Origin of the sequence: Salipaludibacillus sp. CUR1, assembly GCF_021028955.1 — a bacterium.
GTDB lineage: Bacteria > Bacillota > Bacilli > Bacillales > Salisediminibacteriaceae > Salipaludibacillus.
On sequence record NZ_JAIWPE010000053.1, the window covers coordinates 130,430 to 154,148 of the forward strand.

Annotated in this window: 25 protein-coding genes; 18 read left to right on the forward strand and 7 right to left on the reverse strand. The window is 41.9% G+C overall.

Features of this window, described 5'->3' with window-relative positions; all coding sequences use genetic code 11:
• The first annotated feature begins 369 nt into the window (after positions 1-369).
• The 4 genes from K8O68_RS10990 to K8O68_RS11005 are packed head-to-tail and all read left to right on the forward strand — an operon-like array spanning position 370 to position 2,422.
• Positions 370-789 carry an NUDIX hydrolase gene (locus tag K8O68_RS10990; RefSeq protein ID WP_230896982.1) on the forward strand — a complete coding sequence of 140 codons (420 nt, stop codon included), beginning with the start codon at positions 370-372 and terminating at the stop codon, positions 787-789.
• 30 nt (positions 790-819) lie between these two features.
• Positions 820-1,125 carry a helix-turn-helix domain-containing protein gene (locus tag K8O68_RS10995; protein ID WP_230896931.1) on the forward strand — a complete coding sequence of 102 codons (306 nt, stop codon included), beginning with the start codon at positions 820-822 and terminating at the stop codon, positions 1,123-1,125.
• A gap of 34 nt (positions 1,126-1,159) precedes the next feature.
• Complete coding sequence (locus tag K8O68_RS11000) at positions 1,160-1,903, forward strand: amidohydrolase family protein (RefSeq protein WP_230896932.1); 744 nt, start codon at positions 1,160-1,162, stop codon at positions 1,901-1,903.
• Positions 1,904-1,945: 42 nt separating this feature from the next.
• Positions 1,946-2,422: a hypothetical protein gene (locus tag K8O68_RS11005; RefSeq protein ID WP_230896933.1), complete on the forward strand. Its 477-nt coding sequence runs from the start codon at positions 1,946-1,948 to the stop codon at positions 2,420-2,422.
• A gap of 77 nt (positions 2,423-2,499) precedes the next feature.
• On the opposite strand, the gene K8O68_RS11010 is transcribed toward K8O68_RS11005, so the two are convergent.
• Positions 2,500-2,964: a flavodoxin gene (locus K8O68_RS11010; protein WP_230896934.1), complete on the reverse strand. Its 465-nt coding sequence runs from the start codon at positions 2,962-2,964 to the stop codon at positions 2,500-2,502.
• 15 nt (positions 2,965-2,979) lie between these two features.
• Entirely contained in the window at positions 2,980-3,888 is a 909-nt protein-coding gene (locus tag K8O68_RS11015; RefSeq protein ID WP_230896935.1) for a WD40/YVTN/BNR-like repeat-containing protein, read from the reverse strand.
• 221 nt (positions 3,889-4,109) lie between these two features.
• Between K8O68_RS11015 and K8O68_RS11020 the strand changes: the two genes are divergently transcribed.
• The 4 genes from K8O68_RS11020 to K8O68_RS11035 all read left to right on the forward strand — a co-directional run bounded on the left by K8O68_RS11020 (position 4,110) and on the right by K8O68_RS11035 (position 7,086).
• Entirely contained in the window at positions 4,110-4,289 is a 180-nt protein-coding gene (locus K8O68_RS11020) for a hypothetical protein (protein WP_230896936.1), read from the forward strand.
• Positions 4,290-4,482: 193 nt separating this feature from the next.
• Positions 4,483-4,764 carry a hypothetical protein gene (locus K8O68_RS11025; protein ID WP_230896937.1) on the forward strand — a complete coding sequence of 94 codons (282 nt, stop codon included), beginning with the start codon at positions 4,483-4,485 and terminating at the stop codon, positions 4,762-4,764.
• A 76-nt stretch (positions 4,765-4,840) separates the two neighbouring features.
• Positions 4,841-6,721, forward strand: a complete 1,881-nt coding sequence (locus K8O68_RS11030; protein ID WP_230896938.1) for a hypothetical protein — start codon at positions 4,841-4,843, stop codon at positions 6,719-6,721.
• 29 nt (positions 6,722-6,750) lie between these two features.
• Positions 6,751-7,086 carry a hypothetical protein gene (locus K8O68_RS11035; protein WP_230896939.1) on the forward strand — a complete coding sequence of 112 codons (336 nt, stop codon included), beginning with the start codon at positions 6,751-6,753 and terminating at the stop codon, positions 7,084-7,086.
• 50 nt (positions 7,087-7,136) lie between these two features.
• On the opposite strand, the gene K8O68_RS11040 is transcribed toward K8O68_RS11035, so the two are convergent.
• Positions 7,137-7,904, reverse strand: a complete 768-nt coding sequence (locus K8O68_RS11040) for a MerR family transcriptional regulator (protein ID WP_230896940.1) — start codon at positions 7,902-7,904, stop codon at positions 7,137-7,139.
• A gap of 89 nt (positions 7,905-7,993) precedes the next feature.
• Between K8O68_RS11040 and K8O68_RS11045 the strand changes: the two genes are divergently transcribed.
• The 7 genes from K8O68_RS11045 (at position 7,994) to K8O68_RS11075 (ending at position 16,747) form a co-directional block, all read left to right on the forward strand.
• Positions 7,994-8,695, forward strand: a complete 702-nt coding sequence (locus K8O68_RS11045; protein ID WP_230896941.1) for a CPBP family intramembrane glutamic endopeptidase — start codon at positions 7,994-7,996, stop codon at positions 8,693-8,695.
• A 673-nt stretch (positions 8,696-9,368) separates the two neighbouring features.
• Positions 9,369-9,971: a hypothetical protein gene (locus K8O68_RS11050; RefSeq protein WP_230896942.1), complete on the forward strand. Its 603-nt coding sequence runs from the start codon at positions 9,369-9,371 to the stop codon at positions 9,969-9,971.
• A gap of 289 nt (positions 9,972-10,260) precedes the next feature.
• Entirely contained in the window at positions 10,261-11,049 is a 789-nt protein-coding gene (locus K8O68_RS11055; protein ID WP_230896943.1) for a GNAT family N-acetyltransferase, read from the forward strand.
• 221 nt (positions 11,050-11,270) lie between these two features.
• Positions 11,271-12,353: a hypothetical protein gene (locus tag K8O68_RS11060; RefSeq protein ID WP_230896944.1), complete on the forward strand. Its 1,083-nt coding sequence runs from the start codon at positions 11,271-11,273 to the stop codon at positions 12,351-12,353.
• A gap of 130 nt (positions 12,354-12,483) precedes the next feature.
• Positions 12,484-12,768, forward strand: coding sequence for a hypothetical protein (locus tag K8O68_RS11065; protein WP_230896945.1), 285 nt, complete (start codon positions 12,484-12,486; stop codon positions 12,766-12,768).
• Positions 12,769-13,205: 437 nt separating this feature from the next.
• Positions 13,206-14,699, forward strand: coding sequence for an alanine/glycine:cation symporter family protein (locus tag K8O68_RS11070; RefSeq protein WP_230896946.1), 1,494 nt, complete (start codon positions 13,206-13,208; stop codon positions 14,697-14,699).
• Positions 14,700-15,127: 428 nt separating this feature from the next.
• The gene (locus K8O68_RS11075) at positions 15,128-16,747 is read left to right on the forward strand and encodes an ABC1 kinase family protein (RefSeq protein ID WP_230896947.1); all 1,620 of its coding nucleotides are present in this window, start codon (positions 15,128-15,130) and stop codon (positions 16,745-16,747) included.
• Between the two features lie 130 nt (positions 16,748-16,877).
• Here K8O68_RS11075 and K8O68_RS11080 read toward each other — a convergent pair whose 3' ends face one another.
• Positions 16,878-18,677 carry a XylR N-terminal domain-containing protein gene (locus tag K8O68_RS11080; protein ID WP_230896948.1) on the reverse strand — a complete coding sequence of 600 codons (1,800 nt, stop codon included), beginning with the start codon at positions 18,675-18,677 and terminating at the stop codon, positions 16,878-16,880.
• Between the two features lie 410 nt (positions 18,678-19,087).
• Positions 19,088-20,386, reverse strand: a complete 1,299-nt coding sequence (locus K8O68_RS11085) for an MFS transporter (RefSeq protein WP_230896949.1) — start codon at positions 20,384-20,386, stop codon at positions 19,088-19,090.
• 324 nt (positions 20,387-20,710) lie between these two features.
• On the opposite strand from K8O68_RS11085, the gene K8O68_RS11090 reads away from it, so the two are divergent.
• The 3 genes from K8O68_RS11090 (at position 20,711) to K8O68_RS11100 (ending at position 22,462) form a co-directional block, all read left to right on the forward strand.
• A complete protein-coding gene (locus tag K8O68_RS11090) occupies positions 20,711-20,962 on the forward strand; it encodes a hypothetical protein (RefSeq protein WP_230896950.1) in 252 nt (83 codons plus the stop codon).
• 4 nt (positions 20,963-20,966) lie between these two features.
• Positions 20,967-21,845 (forward strand): hypothetical protein, encoded by an 879-nt coding sequence (locus K8O68_RS11095; RefSeq protein WP_230896951.1) that lies wholly within the window; start codon positions 20,967-20,969, stop codon positions 21,843-21,845.
• Positions 21,846-22,000: 155 nt separating this feature from the next.
• Complete coding sequence (locus K8O68_RS11100) at positions 22,001-22,462, forward strand: CBS domain-containing protein (RefSeq protein ID WP_230896952.1); 462 nt, start codon at positions 22,001-22,003, stop codon at positions 22,460-22,462.
• Here the strand turns inward: K8O68_RS11100 and K8O68_RS11105 are convergent.
• Both K8O68_RS11105 and K8O68_RS11110 read right to left on the reverse strand, forming a co-directional pair.
• Entirely contained in the window at positions 22,459-22,617 is a 159-nt protein-coding gene (locus K8O68_RS11105) for a hypothetical protein (RefSeq protein ID WP_230896953.1), read from the reverse strand. The genes K8O68_RS11100 and K8O68_RS11105 overlap by 4 nt on opposite strands.
• A gap of 51 nt (positions 22,618-22,668) precedes the next feature.
• Entirely contained in the window at positions 22,669-23,592 is a 924-nt protein-coding gene (locus K8O68_RS11110) for a mechanosensitive ion channel family protein (protein ID WP_230896954.1), read from the reverse strand.
• Positions 23,593-23,719 lie beyond the last annotated feature (127 nt).

A 23,719-nucleotide genomic window follows, 5' to 3' on the forward strand; every position in this document is an offset into this window, starting at 1 on the left:
TCCATTCAATCAGTTTATTTGAATGATTATAAATAAGCAGATGGACTTCCTATTAAATAAAAAATATTGAAACAATTCAATAAGTTATCCGTAAGTAAGAAAGGTTTACGCTAATGATGGAGATTCAAAATCACACCAACCAATAAATTTACTGTTTTTGTGCTGGCGGTTTGTGTGCAATGATCGTCTATGCCATGATTCTTACCCTCGTGAATCAGAACGAACTGCGATTGCCATTTACACTTTTAACCGTTCAGGTTATTTTGCTGGGCGGAGCTCTCTAAGCGATTAACTGCCGTATTAAAATTTGGAAAAATAGCGGGCACATTAACTGTATTTTCCGAGATAATTGGAAGGAGGTGACCTATCATCCCGGTCAAAAAAGCTTACGGCTATGTCACTCGTGTAAAAGACGGCCGCGTACAGGTATTAGTTTTTCAGCATCCTGTCCCGGAAGCGGGCGTTCAAATACCGAAAGGCACGGTGGAAACTGAAGAGGCTCCTGATGAGGGAGTGATAAGGGAAATGAAAGAGGAAACAGGATTAAATGACGTTCATCTAAACCATTTACTAGCCGAAGATCTTTGGAAAAATAATGATGGAGCGGTTCATCACAGGTATTTTTATAAACTTACTGTGTCAGATGCTCCGGATGAATGGGTGTGGAACCCAGCCGGAGGTGGAGAAGAAGAAGGATTAACATTTCGCTTCTTTTGGATTTCGGCGGCAGAGGAAAGGGGACTTATAAGAGGGCATGGCGACTATTTGCATTTAATATTTTCACATTAACCGTTAGGTCGAGAAAGGTGATCAGAAAAAATGGATTTTATTTTTTTAGGATTAGGAATCGCAGCAGCAGGCTACTTTATCGGGCGCGGGCTCGAGAACTTTAAAAACCCGGATGCCACACACTCTTTGGGAAAAATGTGGGATGAGCAGGCTGAAGACGGATTCAGCAACTATTTAATTCCCGAAAAAAAGGTTCACCACTATATTGGTTTATCGAAAGAAGATGCTAGAGCACTTATTAATGAGTTTCCCGATATTCCGCATGTGAAGGTCAATGGAAAAGTGTATTACCATAGGCAAAAACTCCGCCAGTGGCTCGGGGAAAAAGGAAGCTGATCATTTAAGAGAGCGGCTTCTTAGGAGGTATTCTATGACTGTTTTCGACGCGCATTTACATATCATCGATCAGAGGTTTCCCTTAATACCTAACGAAGGGTATGTGCCTGATTATTTTTCCTGCGATGATTACTTACAGAAGACCGGCCCGCTCAATGTGATGGGCGGAGCTGTCGTGTCAGGCTCCTTTCAGGGCTTTGACCAGTCTTATTTGATTAACGCTTTAAAAACCCTCGGTGAAAACTTTTTCGGGGTGACACAGCTTCCGTCTGATATACCGGATGAAGAGATCATGAGACTTAATGATGCAGGAATTAGAGCCGTCCGTTTTAATGTGAACCGGGGCGGCTCTGAAGATACTTCCCGGTTGAATGATTTTGCAAAAAGAATTTATGACCTCGCCAATTGGCATACGGAATTGTATATTAACTCGATTCACTTGCCTGCTCTCAGGCCGGTTATTGAAAATCTGCCTGCGGTGTCGATCGACCACCTCGGCTTATCCAAGGAAGGGTTTGACACTCTTTTATCACTCGCGGAAAAAGGGGTGAAAGTCAAGGCAACTGGCTTTGGACGGATTGATTTCGAGCCGGGGAAGGCAATTAAACGTATTTATTCTGTTAATCCGGACGCTCTCATGTTTGGAACCGATCTTCCTTCGACCAGGGCCGCCAGACCGTTTCGACTGTCTGATGTGGCTGTTATTACTGAGGCTCTTAGTGAAAAGGAGGCCGAAAAGGTTTTATATGAGAATGCACTTAACTGGTATAGAAAATAGCGAAGGTCTTTAAGGTCTATCGAAAAATCAGGGGGGATGGGAATGAAGGGTAATCGGAAAAGTCTGAATAGAAGACTTGTTTATTTATTTACAGGAGAATTGTCCGCCATCCTCGTTTTTACCTTTTTATTTTTCTATTTTTCTTTTAATACAGAGCAAAGTTACTCACTGTTCCTGGCATTTTTCATATTACTATTTATATTACTGCAGGCAAGCGCCTACTGGTTGATTAAATGGAAACACCTGAGAACTCATCGGCCATTTCCAGCTTATTTTTCAAACCTGCTGCGCTCGTTTAAAAAAATTAATTTATTGCTTTTAAGTATAGTTCCGGTAACTATATTTATTGACCTCATGTCTGAACCTTCTCTTACATTTAGACTATTTTCCGTTATGATGCTGATCTACGGCTTTGCAATCATTGAGTATATTAACTACTTTCATATCCAGTTAACTAACTATAAAAATGGAAGGTGGAAAAAGGCTTCTATTGCTAAAGAAATAAGTAAAGAGAAATAGCTTTTATAACCGGCAATCCTGGTATAAAAAAAGGGGGCCTGAAAGTCCAGCCCCTAAATAAAAAATTTCAAACTAATTCACAAACTGACTTCTTTTTCATTTTTAGCTATTCTGGCAAAATCGGCTCCGAACTGTACTGATTTGTCTGCGTCTTCACCTTCAGGGAAACTTTCTACTTTCAGACTTTCGAGAGGTAATTGTCCGCCTTGTTCTTTAATTACTTTTTCTAATAAATCGACTGCACCGCAGAAGATTTCGTAAGCGTGGTCTCCGGTGCCGAAAACAGCAAAAGTTTTACCAGTTAAATCTGCACTTTCCATATCATCGTAAAGTTCTAAACTTTCATCAGGTAATTCTCCGTCTCCCCAAGTATATACACCAAACAGGCAATAATCGTACTCTTCCAAGGTATCAATATCTACCTCTGTCACCTCTTTTTTATCCACTGTCACACCTTCTGATTCCAGTCCTCTTTCTACTAAGTCTGCCATTTCCTCAGTATTCCCTGTCATACTGGCATAAACTAATAATACTTTACTCATGTGCATTCCCTCCGTTTACTGAAGTATAAGCTGGTTCTGCTCTGAATTGGATAATAGTGACCCATACAATCCAGCAACAAAAAAATCACTCTGCAAATTAGATATTCGCCACCCGTGGCCATGGACGCGGGCACAGGTGACAAGCATTTTTTCTTCTAAGTATATCCGGTAAACTTTTCCTATTCCGTCAGCATCCTGAGAGGAACTTGCAAAAATATAGCCGTTGTTTTCACATAAATGTAAATAGCATCGTTCCTGTTTCTCGGTTTCGCATGTTTCCCATAAATAGTTCTTTCCGTATGAGCCTTCAGTCTGGCAAAAATCAATAGACCCCTTGCTGCCAGAGCATGTGCCTGTAGCGGTTACTAAGTAATTATCATATTTCAGAATAGAGGCTATCATTCTCGTCTCTTTTTTTATTCTGATTGTTTCCAGGCGTTCTAAGTCAATTTTCCATAAGCCGCCGGAATGAGAGTGGATTTTCGTTCCGGCATATATTGTTTTTCCATCTAATAATAGTGAACGGATAGAAGGCTTTTGATCATTTAAACTGTGAAAAGGACGTATCGTTCGCCAGGTTTCTCCGAAGTCATAAGATATGAATATCACGTGGTTGCCGTGTGTGACGACCGTCCCGTTTCTATCAGCTGAAAGACTCCATATAGAACTAAGAGTAGGTAACGTAGATGTTTTCCAAGTTTGACCGTAATCGTGACTTCTAACAAAGGTTCCGTGATCACCAACGCCAAGCAATATGTTCTCAATGGAGATAAGGTCTAAGAGCCGTTGGTTGATCGTAGTAAGACATTTTTCTGATCCCTTTTTATCGATAAACGATATAGCCCCATCTTTTGCAAAAAAATAGTCGCCTCTTATAGATTTAGTTACTGCTGTCGCTCCAGGAAAGATATGTGACCCAGTCATGTAAGACCCCCTATACATGTAAAATGCCAATTGATAACAATTATCATTCTCAATTAAACTATAATCTTATTGAGAACCATTGTCAATTAGATTTTTATATTTTTCAGAAACCAAATCGCCTAGTGGATTGTATGTGTGTTTTAAAAAACAGGGTATTCGCCCAGAACCATTACGTGGCTCATCGCTATAATACTAATATGTCTTGATGAGGAGGAATAATGGTGGGAGAAAACAAAGTTACAAGAAGAAAAAGAAAAAAGGAAGAGGTTCTTGAACAGTTAAAACAGCTGAAGAAAGACCCGGAAGCCAGTGAAAAGAAAACAGAGAAACTTCAAAGAAAATTAGAAAACCTTGAAAAACGTATTTCAAAATCTGAAGAACAGGATTCAGACAAAAAGTAACCAAATAAGGAATAACACACAGCTTTCCATCTCGTTTGGAAGGCTGTTTTTTTGCTCGTGAAAACATAATGTTGCAGCGCATGTCACTCTTTAGGTGAAAAATTTATCAATGTTTTTCATGCAGGTATTCGCCTAGAACCAAATAAATCTGGACTTCTATAATACTAATATGTCTTTAAAAGGAGGAACAGGAATGGGAGAAAAAAAGGTTATGAGAAGGAAAAGGAGACAGGAGGAGCTCCTGGAACAGTTAGCTCTTTTGGAGAATGTTGAGAAAGAAAGAGAAGAACTGCATAAAAAATTAGAACAGTTACAAGCTGAAGCACTGCAAAATGAACATACAAAGAAAAGGCTTTTAGAGAAAATCGAAAAGATGGAAAGACGGATTAAGCGTGCTGAAGAAAGAAACGAAAAAGCTGAAGAAGAGGAAAGCTTTTTGGAGGAAGAAGAAAACCGATCAGATGAAAACCTGTAATTTTGATTATTTAACCTAGAACCGATTATCAAAAGCCAACCTATAATACTAATACATTTGGAAAGGAGGAAGATTATTGAGAAACGATAATGGGAGTTCCAATAATACAAGACTAGAAAGACTGAACGACAGAAAGAACAAACTTGAATCTAAGCTGGACCAGTTAGAGAAAAAAGGGATTAATCACGCCAATGACAAAAAAAGAAAAAAGAGGCTCACTTCGAAAATTAATTACTTGGAGGATCTAATAAAACATTTACAGGTGGAAGTTGATACCGAATTTGAGGCGGAGGTAAGAGCTGATATAGACATAGATGTCACTGCCGAGGCAAGAGCAGAAGCCGATGCAGATGCTGACGCCGATGCGGACGCCGATGCGGATGCAGATGCCGACGCAGATGCGGATGCTGATGCTGATGCTGAAGCCGACGCGAATGCTGAAGCCAATGCCGACGCTGAGGCGGATGCCGATGCTGATGCGGATGCTGAAGCTGACGCTGACGCTGACGCGGATGCCGATGCTACTGCGGATGCGCAAGCAGATTCAGATGCTGATGCCGACGCCGATGCGGATGCCGACGCTGATGCCGACGCCGAAGCCGATGCTGACGCGGATGCGGACGCCGATGCCAGATCAGACGCAGATGCTGATGCAGATGCCGATGCGGACGCCGACGCTGACGCTGAAGCGGATGCGGATGCCGACGCGGATGCTCAGGCCGATGCCGACGCGGACGCGGATGCCGACGCCGAAGCCGATGCTGACGCGGATGCGGACGCCGATGCCAGATCAGACGCAGATGCTGATGCAGATGCAGATGCCGATGCGGACGCCGACGCTGACGCGCAAGCAGATTCAGATGCGGACGCCGATGCGGATGCTAACGCCGATGCCAGATCAGACGCAGATGCGGATGCTGACGCGGATGCTGAAGCTGATGCTGACGCTGAAGCTGACGCAGATGCCCAGGCCGATGCCGACGCCGACGCTGAAGCGGATGCCGACGCCGATGCGGATGCCGACGCTGATGCAGATGCTGACGCGGATGCGGATGCCGATGCGGATGCTGAAGCTGACGCTGACGCGGATGCAGATGCTCAGGCCGACGCCGAAGCCGATGCCGATGCGGATGCTAACGCCGATGCCAGATCAGACGCCGATGCGGATGCAGATGCAGATGCCGATGCGGACGCGCAAGCAGATTCAGATGCAGATGCCGACGCCGATGCTGATGCTGAAGCAGATGCTGACGCGGATGCCGATGCTACTGCGGATGCTGAAGCGACAGCAGATTCAGATGCTGAAGCTGACGCTGACGCGGATGCAGATGCTCAGGCCGACGCCGAAGCCGATGCAGATGCGGATGCTGACGCCGATGCGACAGCGGATTCAGATGCTGATGCAGATGCAGACGCTGAAGCGGATGCCGATGCGGACGCGCAAGCAGATTCAGATGCAGATGCCGACGCCGACGCGGACGCTCAGGCCGAAGCCGACGCGGATGCCGACGCCGACGCTGACGCTCAGGCCGACGCCGAAGCCGATGCCGACGCTGACGCGAATGCTGAAGCCAATGCCGACGCTGACGCGGATGCGGACGCAGATGCGGATGCGGATGCTGACGCCGATGCGGACGCAGATGCGGATGCTGACGCAACTGCAGAATCTGAATCAGATGCTGAAGCCACTGCTGATGCCAGATTTGACAACAATGATATTAGCACGGGTGATAATATTATCATTAACGTTGGAGGCTGCGATAACGGGGCGTTAGGATCACTTGCAACAGCTTTATCTACACTGACTTTACTGGAAGCTCTTAAAGGTGGCCAGAATACGGAAAGCCTTATGGCGACGCTTACTAACACAATGAATTTAATGGCATCTAAAGGTGAAGAGAATACCCGCAAAGCTGTAATGGAAGCTATTGAATCATTAAATAAAAATAAGAAATAATCATTAACTAATTTATTGGAGGAGATTGTATGGGCAAAAGGAACGTATCACGTTGTACTGTTCCGGCAAGAAACGAAGAAGTTTTTGTAAAAGTAGTAAACAGCAATGAACAAAATAGCCGCCAATTTGCAGTTAATGCGTATGATAAAGAATCCGAAAATAAGACACCTTTACTAGTTTTTGCTGAAGATAAACAAATGAAAAAAGATAATCTCGGACCTGGTTCTGAGAAACTTTATAAAATCCAGACAGCTGATGTAAAAAACAAAATTATTTTTGAAATTATTCAGGAAGGCAGTGGGGGAGGAATTGGAGTCTCCACAAATAATAAAGGCCTCTCGAATGTTGTCATACGCTTGAAGTAAGATAAATATGTCATAACAACTGAGCTGAAGGTTTCCTTCAGCTCAGCTTTTTATTTTTTATCCTCGCTTCCCTCCAAAAAATTAACCGCTGACTCAATGAAAGTAATGACTGCTTTATTTAACGGGTACAAATGCGCTTTGGAAGAGCCTGTTTCGGACTTCCTGATTTCCCAAAATTTATTAGCTAATTGCTGGTTGCCGTTAAAAGTCTCTTTAGATAAAAAGAGTATATCCTCAGCTATTAACTGACCTTCTTCAGAGTCCGGCCCTTTATCATGTTTTAAACATATTTCAATCCGTTTAATTACATTTATCCATTTTAAAATTTGTTCATTATCATCTTCCATTTTAGGAAGCTGGGACGTTAAAAGTGCTTCTTCCTCTTCCTTGAACAGCTGAGACCATAACTCATCTCTGTTTTTTTTATTATTTTTATCTTCTTTTTTAGAAAATAAAGGCAGAAGCTGATCCCAATAAAGGTGACCTTCAAGTTTTAAAATGTTGAGTAGCGTGTTTGTATGATTTAGCGAGAGCTGCTGCTTTTGTAAATTAGTTTCAAGCTGTTGTTTATGTAATGTAAGTACTTGTTTAATGGTGACCTGATCTAATATTGCTTTAATATCTTTGAGAGCCATTGACGTTTCTTTTAACATGACGATTTTTTCAAGTTCAAGCATATCACTTTCAGAATAATAACGCTTCCCGCTGTCATTTTTGGCTGTAGGTTTAACTAGTCCTATTTGATCGTAATAACGCAGCGTCCTAAGTGATATGTTCAACTTTTTAGAGACATCTCCGGTAGAGTAATAACTATTCATTTTTCTCCTCCTGAAAAAGGGTTGCAGGTGACGTTGCGTAACCATATAAAGTAATCTATGTATTACTTAACTGGTCTGGAGGAATGGTTATGTACAACAAATCAAAGCAAACCCATAATTTATGGTGGTCGTGGAAAGAAGTTAGTCTGTTACTTATAGTTACTTTTATTTTTGTTCCAGTTTTTATTGAATATATGTTACATGGCATCCTCTACAGCGTATTTCAAGACAGTTTGTATTCAGGAACATTAACTGGATTCGTCATGGCGGGAGTGTTTATGCTGGCTTTATACTTGGTTGCGTTAAGACCTCAAAGATTATCATGGAAAGCTGTAGGCATCAGACCGTTCCATTCAGGATACTGGAAATGGATCGGAATTTGGACCCTCTTATTAATTGGAGCAAGCGTAATAGTACTGTTCATGATGGAAAGGTTTAATATCGGGTGGGAAAATGAGAAAACGGAGGCCCTTCACGCAAACATGACTTGGATAAGTTTTCTCTTTGCTTTTGTGTCCGCGGCGATTATCTCACCCGTATATGAAGAAATTTTTTACCGGGGCTTCCTTTATAAATGGTTTCGTTCAAAATGGGGGGGGGCTGCCGGAATCGTCAGCAGCTCCACTATTTTTACTCTTGTACACATACCGACCTATAACACCCTGCCTGTAAATTTTATCTCAGGGATTATTTTTGCCTGGACATATGAGAAAACAAATTCTGTTTTCCCCGCCATGATTATTCACGGAATATTTAACGGGCTGGCCGTTATCTTGACGGCTTTAGCGTAGTGTATTTTAACACGATATGCATTTATTTTCGTTTAGTATTCTTAGCCTTTCTCAAGTGTTCTAGGTGGCTAAAAGGAGGGCACCATCTTAAAATGTTCTAAAATAACTATGTTCCAAATTATCAATAATTTAAAATCGGTCATCCGCTCCTTATATGAAAGTATAATTTTATGAAGTACCCGCCTTTTATGAAGAAATAATTAGGTGGTTTCAAGGATGAATCTGATTGATTTGTTATATTTCCCCCAATTTTACTATTCTGTCTATTTCTATATCGAAAGTAGCCCTGCTAAGTTAGTTCAATAAATAAATATGAATTCCTTTATATACAATCTCAGTAAAAATAAATTATTGATCCTGAAAGTTTCAATGCATCTGGGGTAAAGAAAACACAGTGAGCTGCTTCAACCTACAGACCACTAGAGAAAGACGTGCAGAAGAAGTTCAACAAGCGAAACGTGACTAATTATCAACTAACAGCTAAAATAACAAAAAAATCTAACAATTTTGAAACTTTTTCCAGTTAAATAACGTAACTAAATTAAATTCTTTTTTTATGAAAGAGGAGGAGAGAGATATCCAATTTATATAGAAAGGCTTAGGGAAGTACCGCAAATATTACATAGGGTAAACAGTGGTTTAATACTAAATAAGGTAAATTGGAGGGGATTTTATGAAACTGCCATCAATCAGAGAGGCGGATAATCATGAGCTGGGAAAAGTGGTGATCGTTACAAGCGTACTAATGATTATCTCTGCATTTATACTGCCAATTGTATTTGTCATGCTTCTTCAGGATATATTCTTTTTTTCAAGGTCCCATTGGATCTTTTCCACTCCTGCTTCAGCCTATATTATTTTTGGTGCGGGCATGCTCTGGGTGCCGCTTGTTCTTATAGCGTTTTTAAGTATTAAAGTCTGGGTTGAAAAACGGGAAAAAACAATTCGTTTTGTATGGGTTTACGGGTTAAGTCTAATGCTTTGTCTGCCGCTGTTTGCCCTTGGCGTTTCAAATTACTACTATATGGATGATCAAGGTATTTATTATAATGATCTCGCCAGTTTTTCGGAGTCTGGTTTTTTGTGGGACGATATTACAACAGTAAAGCGGACTTATACCTCTCCGGATAATAGCAGTGTTGCAGCTGTAGAAGCTTATACTTTCATAACCAAAACGGGGGAGGAAGTGGAAATACCGTATCACTCAAGAGATACTGAGCTAAGGCAAATTGTTAACCGTGTCATTAATGAGTACAATTTCGAAGTGATTGATTGAGGAGATTGGTGAAAAGATAGGTGATAGTAAACTTACATGGTATTTCTATTTAAAGGCCTTTAAGACAGGATTTTAGAAAGGAACTGCTTTATGAGCCGTTATAGACTTTTGCACTTTATTATCGTGTTGCTGGGTATGTTAATTATTTTATTGGGACGATATTTTGAGAGCCCAGCAGTTTTTATAATAGGTTCAATTGCCGTAATTTCTGCCTTTTTACTCAACGAATATTATAACAATCCAAAAAAAAGAAAAACATAATTGGAATCGTAGAAAAGGGGAAACATCAATGATTCGTGAACTAAATGAAAAAGACCGTGACCAGTGCCTGTTGTTTGTAAAGGAAAAACCGGCCGAAAACCTGTTTATTATCGGAGACGTGGAAGCTTTTGGTTTTAATGAAAAGTTTCAGGATTTATGGGCGGACATCGACCCAACTGGAAAATTTAAAGCGGTGATGCTGAGATACCGTGAAAATTATATCATTTATGCGCCGGGGGAATACGATGCTGCAGGATTTGCGGCATTAATTGCCCGCGACAAACAGCCAGGTAAAATGATTTCCGGAATCGCCGGTATTGTGAATCAGGTATTGGCTCACATGCCAGTTAAGCCGGTGAAATTAAAAGAGTTATTTTACGCTAAATGTGAGGCTCTTCAAGAAATGAACGTTCCGGATGTTGAAATTAAGCAGGCTGCTGTTGAAGACGTTCCAAAGGTTATTAAGTTATACAGCCAAATTCCTGAATTCGATAAACAGGATGACAGGGCTGACGGGCTGATCCGGAACATGGAAGAAGGCGTTTCCCGCTGTTACTATATAGAAGATGGAAATCAAATGGTCTCTTCAGCTATGACAACAGCTGAAAACAGTATGTCAGCGATGGTCATAGGCGTCTGCACGCTCGACGCCTATAAGAAAAAAGGGTACGCAACGGCCTGTATGATGAGGCTGTGCGCTGAGCTGCTTGAGGAAGGAAAGTATCTCTGCCTTTTTTACGACAACCCGGAGGCAGGGACAATTTATAAAAAACTTGGTTTTGAAGACATAGGCAAATGGGTGATGCACACGTATTGATTTAAAGGTGACATGCTTTTCACCTTAATATTTAAATGTTTATGAATCAGGCGACTTTCTATATGAAAGTCGTTTTTTAGTGGAAAAAGCTGAACGAGTAAGCTTAAAAAGTGGCTGCAGGCAGTTGTTTCATTTAGCTGCCATATATTTGTAAGTTTATGGTTTGGAAAAATGCAAATAGTTATGTATGTAGTCGAAATGAAATATAGGTGGGAAAATCAATGAATAAAGCCGTTATGTTATTTATATTATTGTTTTTTTTAGTACAGCCCTTACCGTCAGCAGCAGATGATTCTGCAGGGAGGTTGATGCTGGTGGTGAAGTCCTCCGGGGAATCCGTGTTTCAGTCTGACCTGGTTATGGCATCGGATCAGTTATTTGATTCCATTACTAATACTGAACCATTACAGACAGTGTCAGAACTTCCAAACTTACATCATTATTTGTTATTTGAAGATAGAGGTATAATAAGAACTTTTGTAAGGGATGAGTTCGGAAAGTTTTATGATGTTCAGCGAAAAGAAAAAGTCCAATTTCCGTCCGTTACTGCGAATAAACTGAATAGCTATTTTAATGCTTTGCATAAAAAACATTTTGGGAAACTTGTGGATTGGGAGACGATCGAGGGAGAACTGCCGCTGTACGCCACTTTTAAAGTCACTGATTTAGAGACCGGATTAAGCTTTTATGCTCAACGAAGAGCAGGCAGTAACCATGCGGATGTCCAGCCGATCACAAAAAAGGATACAAATATCATGAAAAAGATTTATAACGACGAGTGGAGCTGGAATAGGCGAGCAGTGTTAATCCATTGTGAGGATCAGATTATAGCAGCTTCGATGCACGGGATGCCTCACGGAGGCGGGGCACTGAGCAACGGTTTCCCGGGCCATTTTTGTATTCATTTTAAAGGGAGCCTTACGCATTCAACAAGAAATGAAGATCTTTCCCACCAGGTAATGGTGCATAAAGCAGGAGGTTTAATAAATCAATTTGTGAAGAGCCTGCCAGCCAAAGAAATAGTGCAATTATATTTTATCGCCTTAAACCAGAATGACGCTGATTTATTCAGATTAATTTCTCATCCGGCCAACAAAGAAGTGAATATAAATAATTTTGAATTCGCTAAACTGATGAAATTGCATACCCCTTCTGTGGAAGAACCGTTTGAATTTGAAATAGAAGCAGAGTTTAAAATAAAGGAAAAAGGGAAGCGGGAAACAGATGACACCTTCCGTTTCCGGCTAGTCAGAGACTCCTTGATGGGCGGATGGAAGCTGCAGGAAACCCCTTTAGGCTTTTAAAAAATGCCAAGAAGCCTTTAGAATTTATGGGCCGGCTTAGTTTAGACAAATTGTAATCAAATTGATACTTTTTAAAGATGAAAAAGAGGGTATAGACTACTGCGGAAAGATATTTAAATGGAGGGATATAATGAGAAAATCACTTGTTTTTGGATCATTAATTTCAGCTGGCGGCGCCATACTGGCAACCTCAGCTTATAAAAAGAGACAAAAAGGTAAGTTCCGTGAAGACCTGGATATGCAAAACAAAGAAAAGCTGGATGAAATGGAAAGCGCAGATGCGGATCAGGTACCTGAAGAAAGAGGGCTGACACAACTGGACGCCATTCATAAAAATGACTGGGGTAACAACGGTTTTCCACAAACGCATGAAGGCATGAGAGAACTCGAGGAAGAAGGTAAGAAAGAAAATTAAATTTTTTTACAGCGAATCGTATAGATTTTAGTTCAAAACAGCTGCCAAACCGGCAGCTGTTTTTTCGTAGTGTGGGTTAAATGAGATTAAGGCATAAGTTACACGGTTCAAAATTAGATCGAATCAGCGAAAAAGCGTGTCTATCAGCGAAAATGGGGGTCCAATCGGCGAAAAATAAATTCAATCAGCGAAAATCTGATTCAATCAGCGAAAAATCAAATCAATCGGCGATTTTCCCCTTTCAATCAGCTAATTTGAATTATTATAATCTGAATTATACTCTTAAAAACAAGCCCGCCTGCATCCTTATCAAAAATCTCCCCCAATTTTTAACCATCTAATCAGTTTATTTATACAACGCCATTTCCAGTCCAATTAAAGTTGCCTCCATCAAAAAGTATTTTATTCTACTAATCCCTTGAAGGAATATTATAAATATGAACAAAATACAAACTTTCTTTCAAGGGGGGAAACAGGTGGAAGCGGTTATTAATGGGTTAAATGGGGTCTTGTGGAGTACGCCGGTCATTTATATCTGTCTTGGAGTTGGATTACTTTTTTCTATTTTAACGAGATTTGTACAGGTTAGGCACATTAAAGATATGGTTATTTTGATGTTTAGAGGCAAAAGCTCTAAAGCAGGAATTTCATCGTTTCAGGCATTATCTATTGCTTTATCAGGAAGAGTAGGGACAGGTAATATTGCCGGAACCGCAACAGCAATCGCATTCGGCGGACCGGGGGCCGTGTTCTGGATGTGGATGATTGCCTTTATTGGTGCCTCAAGCGCCTTCATCGAATCAACGTTGGCTCAGATTTACAAAGTCAAACAGGATGGAGAGTACCGAGGGGGCCCGGCTTACTATATTGAAAAGGGCTTAGGCTGGAAATGGTTTGCTGTTCTGTTTGCATTCTCCGCTCTCGTGGCCATGAGTTTATTAATGCCGGGTATCCAGTCAAATTCCATCGCAGGAGGTTTGGACAACGCTTTCGGCATCAGCCCAACCGTTACCGCCATTATTCTCGTGGCTATAATCGGAACGATTATTTTTGGAGGGGTCAAGCGGATCGCCAGGGTTGCACAGTATGCTGTTCCATTTATGGCGCTCGGTTATATTCTTCTGTCCCTCGTGATTGTGGGGATGAATATTGGCGAGCTGCCAGCTGTTCTGTCTTTAATTTTTAGCAGCGCGTTTGGCTTGGACTCCGCCTTTGGAGGGATTGTGGGAGCCGCGATTGCCTGGGGCGTTAAACGGGGGATCTTCTCAAACGAAGCCGGCCAGGGAACAGGCCCGCATGCGGCAGCTGCAGCGGAAGTGTCCCACCCTGCGAAACAAGGGCTGGTCCAGTCATTCTCAGTATATATCGATACACTCTTCGTATGTTCTGCGACTGCTTTCATGATTTTATTTACCGGCATGTACAATACTCAGACACCGGACGGCACGTATCTTACAAAAAATCTCGACGGGGTAGAGGCAGGTCCTGGGTATACACAGGCAGCTATTGAATCTGTCCTGCCGGGATTTGGAGCGGGGTTTGTCGGCGTTGCCCTGTTCTTCTTCGCCTTTACTACCATCATGGCTTATTACTATATCGCTGAAACGAACATTGCTTATTTAACAAAGGGAAAAAACAGCAGGCTGCCGATGTTTGCAGTAAAGGTCGTCCTGCTTGCAGCCACTTTCTATGGAGCGGTCAAAACGGCGAATCTAGCATGGGCTCTCGGGGATATCGGGTTAGGCCTGATGGTCTGGCTCAACCTGATTGCGATTCTTCTTCTCGCAAGGCCAGCGTTAAAAGCCTTGAAAGATTACGAGCAGCAAAAGAAAAATGGGATCGATCCTGTTTTTGACCCGCGTAAACTTGGTATCAAAAATGCGGACTACTGGGAAAGGGAATATGAGAAGGATAAAACGAACGACAAATAGGATTTGCATGGGAGATCAGCATGTGCAGGGAATTCCCTGCACATGTTTTTATGAAGCTGCTAATAAATACTTATAAGGAAGAGGAAAAGGCGACCTTTCAGAAAAAGCGCGAGTAATTGTTTCCACTCATCAGCTCTTTTTAAAAAATTGCTCTCTATAAAGAATGCTGCGAAATAGGCATAACACCTCAGAAAAAGAGAACTCTCTGCTCACATAACAGGGAGTTCTCTTCAGTTACATTCTTTTTTAATCAGTATTTGTGATGACTTTTATTTTACCTTTATCAAATTAGCAGCTCTTTGAATAAACCAAAGTGGTATGATAAAAGATGATAAAAAATCCTCTGTAAATACTTGGTTCTTAAACTACATACTTAGTGGACTTTCCAGTTTAACTTATAAGCATATATAGAAAAGAGTGAACGCGGCATGAAAACAACCAATAAACTTCGTCGAATGGTAAAAATCCTATCCATGGCGCTTATGATCTTTCTTCAGATATACTGGTACAAATTTCGGAAAAAGCCGGAGAAAGACTGGGACATGCTCTGGGTGAAAATAGGAAAAAGCTTTAGAGATACCTTATTTGAATTGGAAGGATTACTTATTAAAATCGGACAACTCTTAAGTATTCGGGCTGACCTGCTGCCTCATGGTTTTATAAGCCAAATTCAGGATCTGACAGATAATGTCCCGCCATCAGACTGGGAAGAGATCCAGAACATACTTGAAGGGGAGTGGGAAGAGCCAATTGAGCATTACTTTGATTATGTCGATCAAAAGGCTGTCGCTTCGGCATCCATTGGCGAAGTGTATAAAGGGGTATTAAAAAATGGAAAAGAAGTGGCGATTAAAGTACAACGGCCGAATATTCAATCGATCATAAACACGGATTTCAGGACTTTAGGAATAATAATCTGGTTTGCCGACCATTTTATCCCTCTTCCAAAAGGTTTTATCAATTTGAAAGTTTTGTTTAAAGAACTGAAGCAAGTCATTGAACGGGAAGTTGATTTTTCTTTGGAAAAGAATACGCTCCTCTTTTTTAAAGAACGATTTAAAAATGAAGACAGTATGGTTATCCCGGATGTGTATTCGGACATAAGCACGTCCAGAGTGCTTGTGATGGAGTGGGTAGACGGAATAAGGCTGACAGATGAGTCAGGCTTGGATCAACTGGAGGTTAGCAGGGAAGAGCTGGCCCATAAACTTATCGAACTGTTTCTGCCACAGTGGCTTGAGCCTGGCACATTTCATGCTGACCCGCATACAGGCAATGTCCTCGTCTCGAAAGAAGGTAAAATAATATTACTCGATTTTGGAATGACTGCGGAAATTTCTAAAAGGGATGCTTCAGAGTTTCAAGGTTTGATTGAAAGTCTCCTTTCAAAAAATTATGCGAGGGCAGTAGAATGCTTAATGAATTTAGGGTTTTTGCTTCCAGAGGCTGATGCCAGCACGATGGAACGGTTACTCGCTGAACTGATGTCATTTAAACCGCAGCAACTGAAAGAAATGGATATTATGGCTTTAAAACTGGAAATGAATGATCTGATCCAGGCACTGCCTATTCAAGTCCCGACAAGGTTTGTCTTTTTAGGGCGATCCGTTGTGACTATGGAAGGGATCCTTCGCGGCCTGGCCACTGAGAAGGAACTTGCTGAGATTCTTAAACCTGTCTTTTTAGACTGGTTACAGAAACAAGGAAATAACAAATGGTCATTTCTCTGGTATTGGCTGCAGTCCCAGCCGTTGTTTAAAATCATACATTCTTTTACGGAATTCTTTAAATTGCCGCAGAAATTAGAGGATATTAAGGAGAACGAGCAGCGAAGGCATTTCCAGTTTACTATATATGAAAATTATAAAAAGCAGATGTTTCAACTGACTATAGCCGGTCTAGGGGGAGTTGCCTTTGGTATTTACACCGATCATCAGCTTATATTACAACTATCAGCCGGCACAACCATTGTCTCTGCATTAGGCTACGTAATCTTTGGCTATAAACTGAAAAAATGGCTGAAATATATGCATAAAAAACGGAGGTAATGTAGACCTGGTGTAATTTGAAGAGACAGCCAGCTACTGGAAAAAGCCAACTATTTATTTAGTCGGCTTTTTCTTTTAGGTTATTTTCAAGGGACGGGAGTGCGATGAACATTTTTTTCTGCCTGTAATTTTACATCAGAAGTTTTTTATGGTTGTGGTCTATTTTAATCGCATAGTAAATTTGGATAGCCAGCTGATATTGAAATCTTCCTGTGCCGGATTTCAAGTCAGTATGGCAAATGTTTTCAATTCTTTCCAGGCGGTAGCGGAGACCGGCGATCGACAGGTGGAGGTCATTCGCTGTGTCTTGTAAATTTCCATTGTGGTCGAGGTAGGATTTAAGCGTCATGATAAACTTTGATTGGTTTGTCTTGTCATATTCAACAAGCTTTCCAATAATTTTTCGGTAAAAAAGAATCAGCTCTTCCTGATCGGTGCCTTTAAGAAGCATCATCACATGTTCTAAGTTATCAAAATAAGAAATCCGGCTTGATTGAGGGTGGGCGAGGTGAATAAAATCACTGATTTTACAGGCATCCAGATAACTTTTTGCAAGGATCCGGAGGCTTTCAGCTTTCCGTCCCACGCCAATGTAAAATTTCAATGCCGGGAAATTGTCTTGCAACAGCCGGTGGATGTCTTCTGAAATAGCGTTTGGAGCTTCTGCCTCTTCCCCTGATAGAATGATTAGAATGTAGGCTCCCTTTGAAAAAACATCTTTCTCTTCATAAGCTTTATCAAGCAGCTTCAATATTTCAGCGCATTGTGTGTCAGGATTTACTTTGACTGATAACATACGGTTCAGGGATTCAGGGTGAAAGTTAAATAAGTAAGATCGTTTTTCAAAAGCTTCGGAATCAGGGTTTTGAAGCATTTCTTCAAAAAAGTTTTCTTTCTTTTTCCAAAGGGTATGGGTTAATTTCCACTGGTGGAACATTTGGATAGTCATCACACTCAGGGCACGTTTAATAATAAGCTGTTCTTTGCTTGTTAATTTGTCCCGGCTAACGACCACCATCCGTCCTAAGTTCACATGGTTTGCGCGGATGGGGAAGGTGGCGATCCCGTTCTGCTGCTCGGCCGTATAGGAGAAATCATTGGTCCAGCTGCGGTAGATGAGTCTATGTTCATCAGTTATAAAAACACTTTCAACGATTTTATTGTAATAATCAATAATAATACTTTTATCGAGCACACTTGCCACATAACGGATAGTTTCAGAAAGATCTTTATCTTCAAGGGACATATTAGTCAGCTTCTGCTGTATTTGATCCGACTCGATTATATTTTTGTTGACTTCACGGATTTCATGGTAGGCGCGGTCCAGTTCGGTGATCAGTGAATCAGCTTTGTAATACCTCATAAGTTCGTTAAACTTGTTTTCGTCCAGATCCTTTGTTTTACCTGTGAATTTGCAATAGGGATCGCCTTTCCCGCTGCATTTATCCTCATAAACAATGACTTCCTTGCCAAAGGTGCTTGTCAGGTAGCCGCTTGCATAACCGGTAAGAGTCCAGCAGATACTCTCCTTTTCCAAACCGAAATGGTGTATATGTTCCACTGCTTCGAAAGAGTTTCTCCAATATCCGGTGAAATGAAGGGAGTCGCCGGTAATTTCCAGATGGTCAGGTTCCACACTGACTACCCCTTCCAGTGTATGGAGCGCAGGGCCTGCGAGCATCAGTTCTCTCACATTATCCCAGTTATATTTTGCTTTAATACTTTCCCCGTCATTCTGTCCCCAAGCCCAGCCGTACCTCATTAAAAACCCCTTGGCCCGCTCCATACCAAGTGTCCTGATTAAATCTTTCCGAAGGATTCCAAGAGCTTTTACAGAGACCAGGGCAATTCGTTCACGGTTAAAAAAGATCGTGCCTGTCCGGGGATTAATATCGATCAGTTTTTCAAATTGTAAGTGGTGAGCTTTCATTGGAAACCCCTTTCTCAAATAGTGTAGAAGATTGGTGCCTGTCTGGTGATCTTAGGTGAGAGGGAGAGTTTCGTCGGTACAAAGTGATTAAATAAATGTTCTTTTCAAAAAGTAGAAGGGTGGGAGGGGGTAAGCTGTTCATCCAGCATCGTCTCCGCCTTCAAGTTTCTTCTTTACGGCTCAGTTTGTGTGTGGCCCTCTATGAATTTCTTTCGGAAAGCAGCAAAACCCTGCTCACATACAAAAGTGTTTATAAAGTTACAAAAAGGAACAAAAACTTTAATACTTTGGGGTCTGTCCCCCAGCGCAGTGCAACGTTAAAGCGCTGGGGGACAGACCCCTTTTTTAAAACAAAACGGCTTGCGCCTATTTCATCGCAAACCGTTTTAAAAATTATATAGAATTAAAAACTAATTTTTGCGCTGTGTGGACCAGATGACCACGGGAATAAGCAATAGTGAAAGAAGGCCGCCGGCAAGAGAGAGGATTGTAAAGCTGCTTGCAGCGACGACCATGCCGGATAATGCGCCACCGGCAGCCCCGGAGAGGGCCATTAAGACATCGACTGAGCCCTGGGTTTTTGCACGGGCAGCCGGTCCGGTTGCATCGATGATCAGGGCTGTGCCGCTGATGAGGCCGAAGTTCCAGCCGAGTCCTAACAAAGCGAGAGCGATGACGAGCATGGTCATTGATTCTGGTGGAGCGACGCCCCCAGTAACACCTGCAGCCAGCAACGTAACCCCGGCAGCTACAGCCATTTTTGTCCTGCCAACCTTGTCAACAAGGACACCGGTGACGAGAGAAGGCAGGTACATGGCGGCAATATGAATGCCTATAACCATTCCTACAGCACTTAAACTGTGCCCGGCATGTTCCATATGGACGGGCGTCATCGTCATGACGGCTACCATTACCATTTGAGTCAAGACCATCACTGTGGCTGCCACGACAATGCCCCGTTTGTTAATTGCAGCCGGGCTGGACGACGCTGATTCAGACCCGTTTTGATCTTTTTCAACTGTTGCTAAAGCTTTAGCGACGAGGAAAGGATCAGGCCGGAGGAAAATTAAAAGAACCAGCGCTGCAGATATAAAGGCTGCCGCTGCGAGAATAAAAGGCCCTGCTAACGAAGGAATCCCAAACGATTCTGCAAACCTTCCCATCACTTCAACAAGGTTTGGCCCTGCAACAGCACCAAATGTTGTGGCTACCAGGGCGATACTTACGGCCGTGGCACGTTGGGCAGATGTTGCCAAGTCGGTCCCGGCATACCGTGCCTGCAGATTGGTAGCCGTTCCTGCTCCGTAAATTAAAAGAGAGGCAAAAAGGAGCGGAATATTAACAGTGACAGCTGAAATAATCACTCCAATCGCCCCAACCCCACCGGCAAGGAACCCAGAGGCAAGACCTGCCCGGCGTCCAAATCGCTGGGAAAGCCGGCCCACGACAAGGGCAGCGCCTGCAGATCCAAGTGTGAACAAGGCAATCGGCAATCCTGCTAAACTTTCTGCTCCCAGCATGTCCTGTGCCAGAAGTGCTCCTACAGTGATTCCGGCCGCAAGACCTGCCCCGCCGAAAAGCTGTGAAATAACAACGATAATTAACGTTCGTTTATAGAGCCACCGCTGTTTTTCACGGTTATTAATATAACTTTGAAGCCAGTCTGGCTGGTTCTCATGCTTTTTAGTATTACCTGATTTTTGTCCCACTGCGATGACCTCTTTCTGAAAGATTGCTGTATAAAAAAATAAAGTATGTACGCCATACCCTGGAAGGCATAGTTGACTATGATTATACCATTCTATTCAAATGATGACAGAATCCAGGTTTAGGAGTAGATTAGGGGTCTGACCCCCAGTGCGGTGCAGCTTTAAAGCGCTGGGGGACAGACCCCTTTTTAGTATTATTTTGCAGATAAACATATTAGAATAAAAAAAAAACCAATTATTGGTATGATACAACTATAATTATCCTTATATACCGCAAAATATTAGTTTCAGGAGGAACTCTACACAAAAGTAAGGGGGGAAGGTATGGACTTTCATGCTTATTTAGTTAACAGACATAAATTTGTTAGTAAAACAAGGGAAATAAATGAGGTATCAGCAAGCCAGTACGATAACCGGTTAAGCAACATGAGAAAAAAAGAGATCTATAATGGAGAATTACACATAACCCCGCGAATGAGAGAGCTAATCAATCAAGCCTATGCTAATAAAACGGGCGAATATGAGCGCACACTCAAGTATTTCATTGAATATAAAAATTTTCTGAAAGGGATGTGACTCTATGGATCTCATTTTTGAGGAAAAATATTTAGCTTCCCTGTACTCCCGTGATCAGCAAGGAAGAATGAGGCATATTGAAAAACTGGCGGCCAATGAAAAAGCGTATGAGAGCAGCCATAAAGAGCTCCCTAAGTCTATCAGTCTTGTAAGAGATAAACTGCAGATTCATAAAGATGAAAATATCCTCACTTTACTTACGTTTGCCACATTAAACAAAGGAGAAGGCGAATTATGGAATAAACTTTTAAACCAGACTTTTCAAACAGAGTGGGAGGACTCCGGTAAAAATTTCGAATTAAAACTTGAAAAAGCTGTGTCGTCTACTAAAGAGATTTTAATGGTACTTAAAAAAGAAGCTGCAGAGCACCCGGTAAAATATGCCCGGGAGATTAGTAAAAAAGATAAACCTATCGAAGGGGCAACGAACTTCGATGCTGTGCTTTGTACCGGTCCAAAGAAAGTATTTTTTGAAGCTAAATTTACCGCAGACATTTCCAGTGATACGGCCCACTGTACAAACAGAAACCAGATTGCCCGGTGCATTGATGTAGGCTTAGCGGAGGTTGACAATATTGTTGAAGACTTTTACTTTGTTCTTGTCACCCCGTCTCGGTACAAAAAATATCCAGGGGAACGGTTTTATTATTTTAAGATGCATCAATATATGAATGATCCTGCGGCGCTTGCGTTCGATATTCCGCGTCTTTCTGAGAGTAACGGCCATCCGGTAAACGACGAGTACTTGGAGAAACTTACGAAGCGAATCTCGTGGATTACCTGGGAGGAGTGTTTGGAATTAGTGTTAAAAGATCAGTTTATTACTGATGAACAGAGAGAAAAATTAAAGAAATTTTATGAAGACCGAAAGCTCTGTCTTTAATTTAAAGTTTTAATAGATAGGTAAAACCTTCACTTCTAAATGATTGTCAGTATTTAGTCACTTTCTTAAAACTGTATTGAAAGGAATAGGAAGTGAAATACTTTATAATAGAAGTAAGAGAGGGAATTTTTACAAAAACAGAGGGGGTTGGTTCAATGTATGCAAAAGATATTATGACTGAAGATGTGATCGCAGTTGATGTTGACAGTACAGTCGAACAATGCGCCAAACTGCTTTATGAAAATAATTTAAGCGGAGTACCTGTGATTGATGTTAATGATCAGCTTGTGGGCATTGTAACCGAAGGCGACTTAATTAAGCGAGCGTCTCATATTAAGTCACCGGCCGTTCTGGAGCTGCTCGGCGGTTTGATTTACCTTGATAATCCCAATAAATTTATGGATGAATTAAAGCGGGCGATGTCAGAAAGGGTAGGGGACATGATGACTAAAGACGTCATTACCATAAAGCCTGATGACACGATTGAACGTACCGCGACGATCATGGTGGAAAAGAAAATTAAAAGACTTCCAGTGGTTAAATCCGATGGGAAGTTAGCCGGCATTGTCTCCCGTCGCGATATTATGAACCATCTTTATTCCACAGCTGAAGATTAATGTGTTAAACCAACATAAATCGAAGCCGCCTGTTTGATGCAGGCGGCTTCTTTAATTATAGGCATAATAACGGCAATCCAGACCACTTTCATAAGCACATTTCCGCCCTGCTGGCGCAATACCTCCCGCGAGTTTTCAATACACCAAGGGGGCAAGCTTTATTCACCTTTGAAAAGCCATCATTCGATGTGAGGTCATTTTCACTCTTAGCGCCAACTCCCGGACTCTGCGCCTTTTTTAACATTCACATCCACCGGCGGCGCATTGACTAATTCGAAGGTAGCGGAAGCAAGCTGGACTTTATCCGAATTTTTTTCAATTTCATTAAGGATATTCGTAAAAAGGATATCCTGCGTTCCTCTTCTTTTTTTATATTCAACGATATAGCGTAAAGTAAATTCTACCCAGTTGTCGTTAACGGAGAGGGTAATCATAGGGTCAGTGGTCGCGTCTTCAATAAGGAACTTCCTTACCATTGAATTCCAATGTGCCTTCGTTTGCTCACTGTTGTCGACCAGGTTGTCATCAGCTACTTGACGAATGAGTTCACGTGTAAACTCGTAGTCACTTCCGAATTTGACAGGGAGGGTTATTTCATCCCATAAAAAAGGAAAATCAGTGGAGTAATTGTAAACTGGCTGAGTAAAAACAAAGCTGTTCGCTATTTTAACAATTCTTCCGCTGTATAAATCGGCGTTAACCCACTCGCCGGTTTCCATAATTGTCGTTCTTAGAACCCCAAGGTCAATGACATCACCCGTCACCCCGCCAAGCTGGACTCTATCACCTGTTTTAAACATTCCGCCAACAAGGACAGTCAGCCAGCCGGCAATACTTGCGATCACTTCCCGCAGAGAGAAGGCGATACCGGCACTTGCCACACCTAGAATGACGGTAATGCCCCCAAGCATGTCACTGTACAAGATGGCAAGAAAGACGGCTGCAAGCACAACACCGAAAATATTGACAGCTTTTCTCGTTTTATACCAGTTACTATGATCTTTAACGTAACGGTGAAGACTTTTTCTCATCACCCTGACTAAAAGAGTGATGAGGAGCACACCAACTAAGGCGATGAAGAGCTGATAGAGAACTGTATTTGCCATTATAAAATCTGTTAAATCATTCATATTAGTACTCCCTTTTAATGGTTATTATTGAAGCACATACCCTTTTTAAAGGAGTGTCTAACCAGGTTGGGGAGCAGGGGTGTACGGGGGATTCGCATCAGCAAAAAGGAGGGTGGGCCGGTCATGC

What these genes read in the sequence shown, in the direction of transcription:
- K8O68_RS10995 (WP_230896931.1), top strand. Translation starts at nt 820, where the DNA reads ATGGATTTTATTTTTTTAGGATTAGGAATCGCAGCAGCAGGCTACTTT.
- K8O68_RS11000 (WP_230896932.1), top strand. Translation starts at nt 1,160, where the DNA reads ATGACTGTTTTCGACGCGCATTTACATATCATCGATCAGAGGTTTCCC.
- K8O68_RS11005 (WP_230896933.1), top strand. Translation starts at nt 1,946, where the DNA reads ATGAAGGGTAATCGGAAAAGTCTGAATAGAAGACTTGTTTATTTATTT.
- K8O68_RS11010 (WP_230896934.1), bottom strand. Translation starts at nt 2,964, where the DNA reads ATGAGTAAAGTATTATTAGTTTATGCCAGTATGACAGGGAATACTGAG.
- K8O68_RS11015 (WP_230896935.1), bottom strand. Translation starts at nt 3,888, where the DNA reads ATGACTGGGTCACATATCTTTCCTGGAGCGACAGCAGTAACTAAATCT.
- K8O68_RS11025 (WP_230896937.1), top strand. Translation starts at nt 4,483, where the DNA reads ATGGGAGAAAAAAAGGTTATGAGAAGGAAAAGGAGACAGGAGGAGCTC.
- K8O68_RS11035 (WP_230896939.1), top strand. Translation starts at nt 6,751, where the DNA reads ATGGGCAAAAGGAACGTATCACGTTGTACTGTTCCGGCAAGAAACGAA.
- K8O68_RS11040 (WP_230896940.1), bottom strand. Translation starts at nt 7,904, where the DNA reads ATGAATAGTTATTACTCTACCGGAGATGTCTCTAAAAAGTTGAACATA.
- K8O68_RS11045 (WP_230896941.1), top strand. Translation starts at nt 7,994, where the DNA reads ATGTACAACAAATCAAAGCAAACCCATAATTTATGGTGGTCGTGGAAA.
- K8O68_RS11050 (WP_230896942.1), top strand. Translation starts at nt 9,369, where the DNA reads ATGAAACTGCCATCAATCAGAGAGGCGGATAATCATGAGCTGGGAAAA.
- K8O68_RS11055 (WP_230896943.1), top strand. Translation starts at nt 10,261, where the DNA reads ATGATTCGTGAACTAAATGAAAAAGACCGTGACCAGTGCCTGTTGTTT.
- K8O68_RS11060 (WP_230896944.1), top strand. Translation starts at nt 11,271, where the DNA reads ATGAATAAAGCCGTTATGTTATTTATATTATTGTTTTTTTTAGTACAG.
- K8O68_RS11065 (WP_230896945.1), top strand. Translation starts at nt 12,484, where the DNA reads ATGAGAAAATCACTTGTTTTTGGATCATTAATTTCAGCTGGCGGCGCC.
- K8O68_RS11070 (WP_230896946.1), top strand. Translation starts at nt 13,206, where the DNA reads ATGAACAAAATACAAACTTTCTTTCAAGGGGGGAAACAGGTGGAAGCG.
- K8O68_RS11075 (WP_230896947.1), top strand. Translation starts at nt 15,128, where the DNA reads ATGAAAACAACCAATAAACTTCGTCGAATGGTAAAAATCCTATCCATG.
- K8O68_RS11080 (WP_230896948.1), bottom strand. Translation starts at nt 18,677, where the DNA reads ATGAAAGCTCACCACTTACAATTTGAAAAACTGATCGATATTAATCCC.
- K8O68_RS11090 (WP_230896950.1), top strand. Translation starts at nt 20,711, where the DNA reads ATGGACTTTCATGCTTATTTAGTTAACAGACATAAATTTGTTAGTAAA.
- K8O68_RS11095 (WP_230896951.1), top strand. Translation starts at nt 20,967, where the DNA reads ATGGATCTCATTTTTGAGGAAAAATATTTAGCTTCCCTGTACTCCCGT.
- K8O68_RS11100 (WP_230896952.1), top strand. Translation starts at nt 22,001, where the DNA reads ATGTATGCAAAAGATATTATGACTGAAGATGTGATCGCAGTTGATGTT.
- K8O68_RS11110 (WP_230896954.1), bottom strand. Translation starts at nt 23,592, where the DNA reads ATGAATGATTTAACAGATTTTATAATGGCAAATACAGTTCTCTATCAG.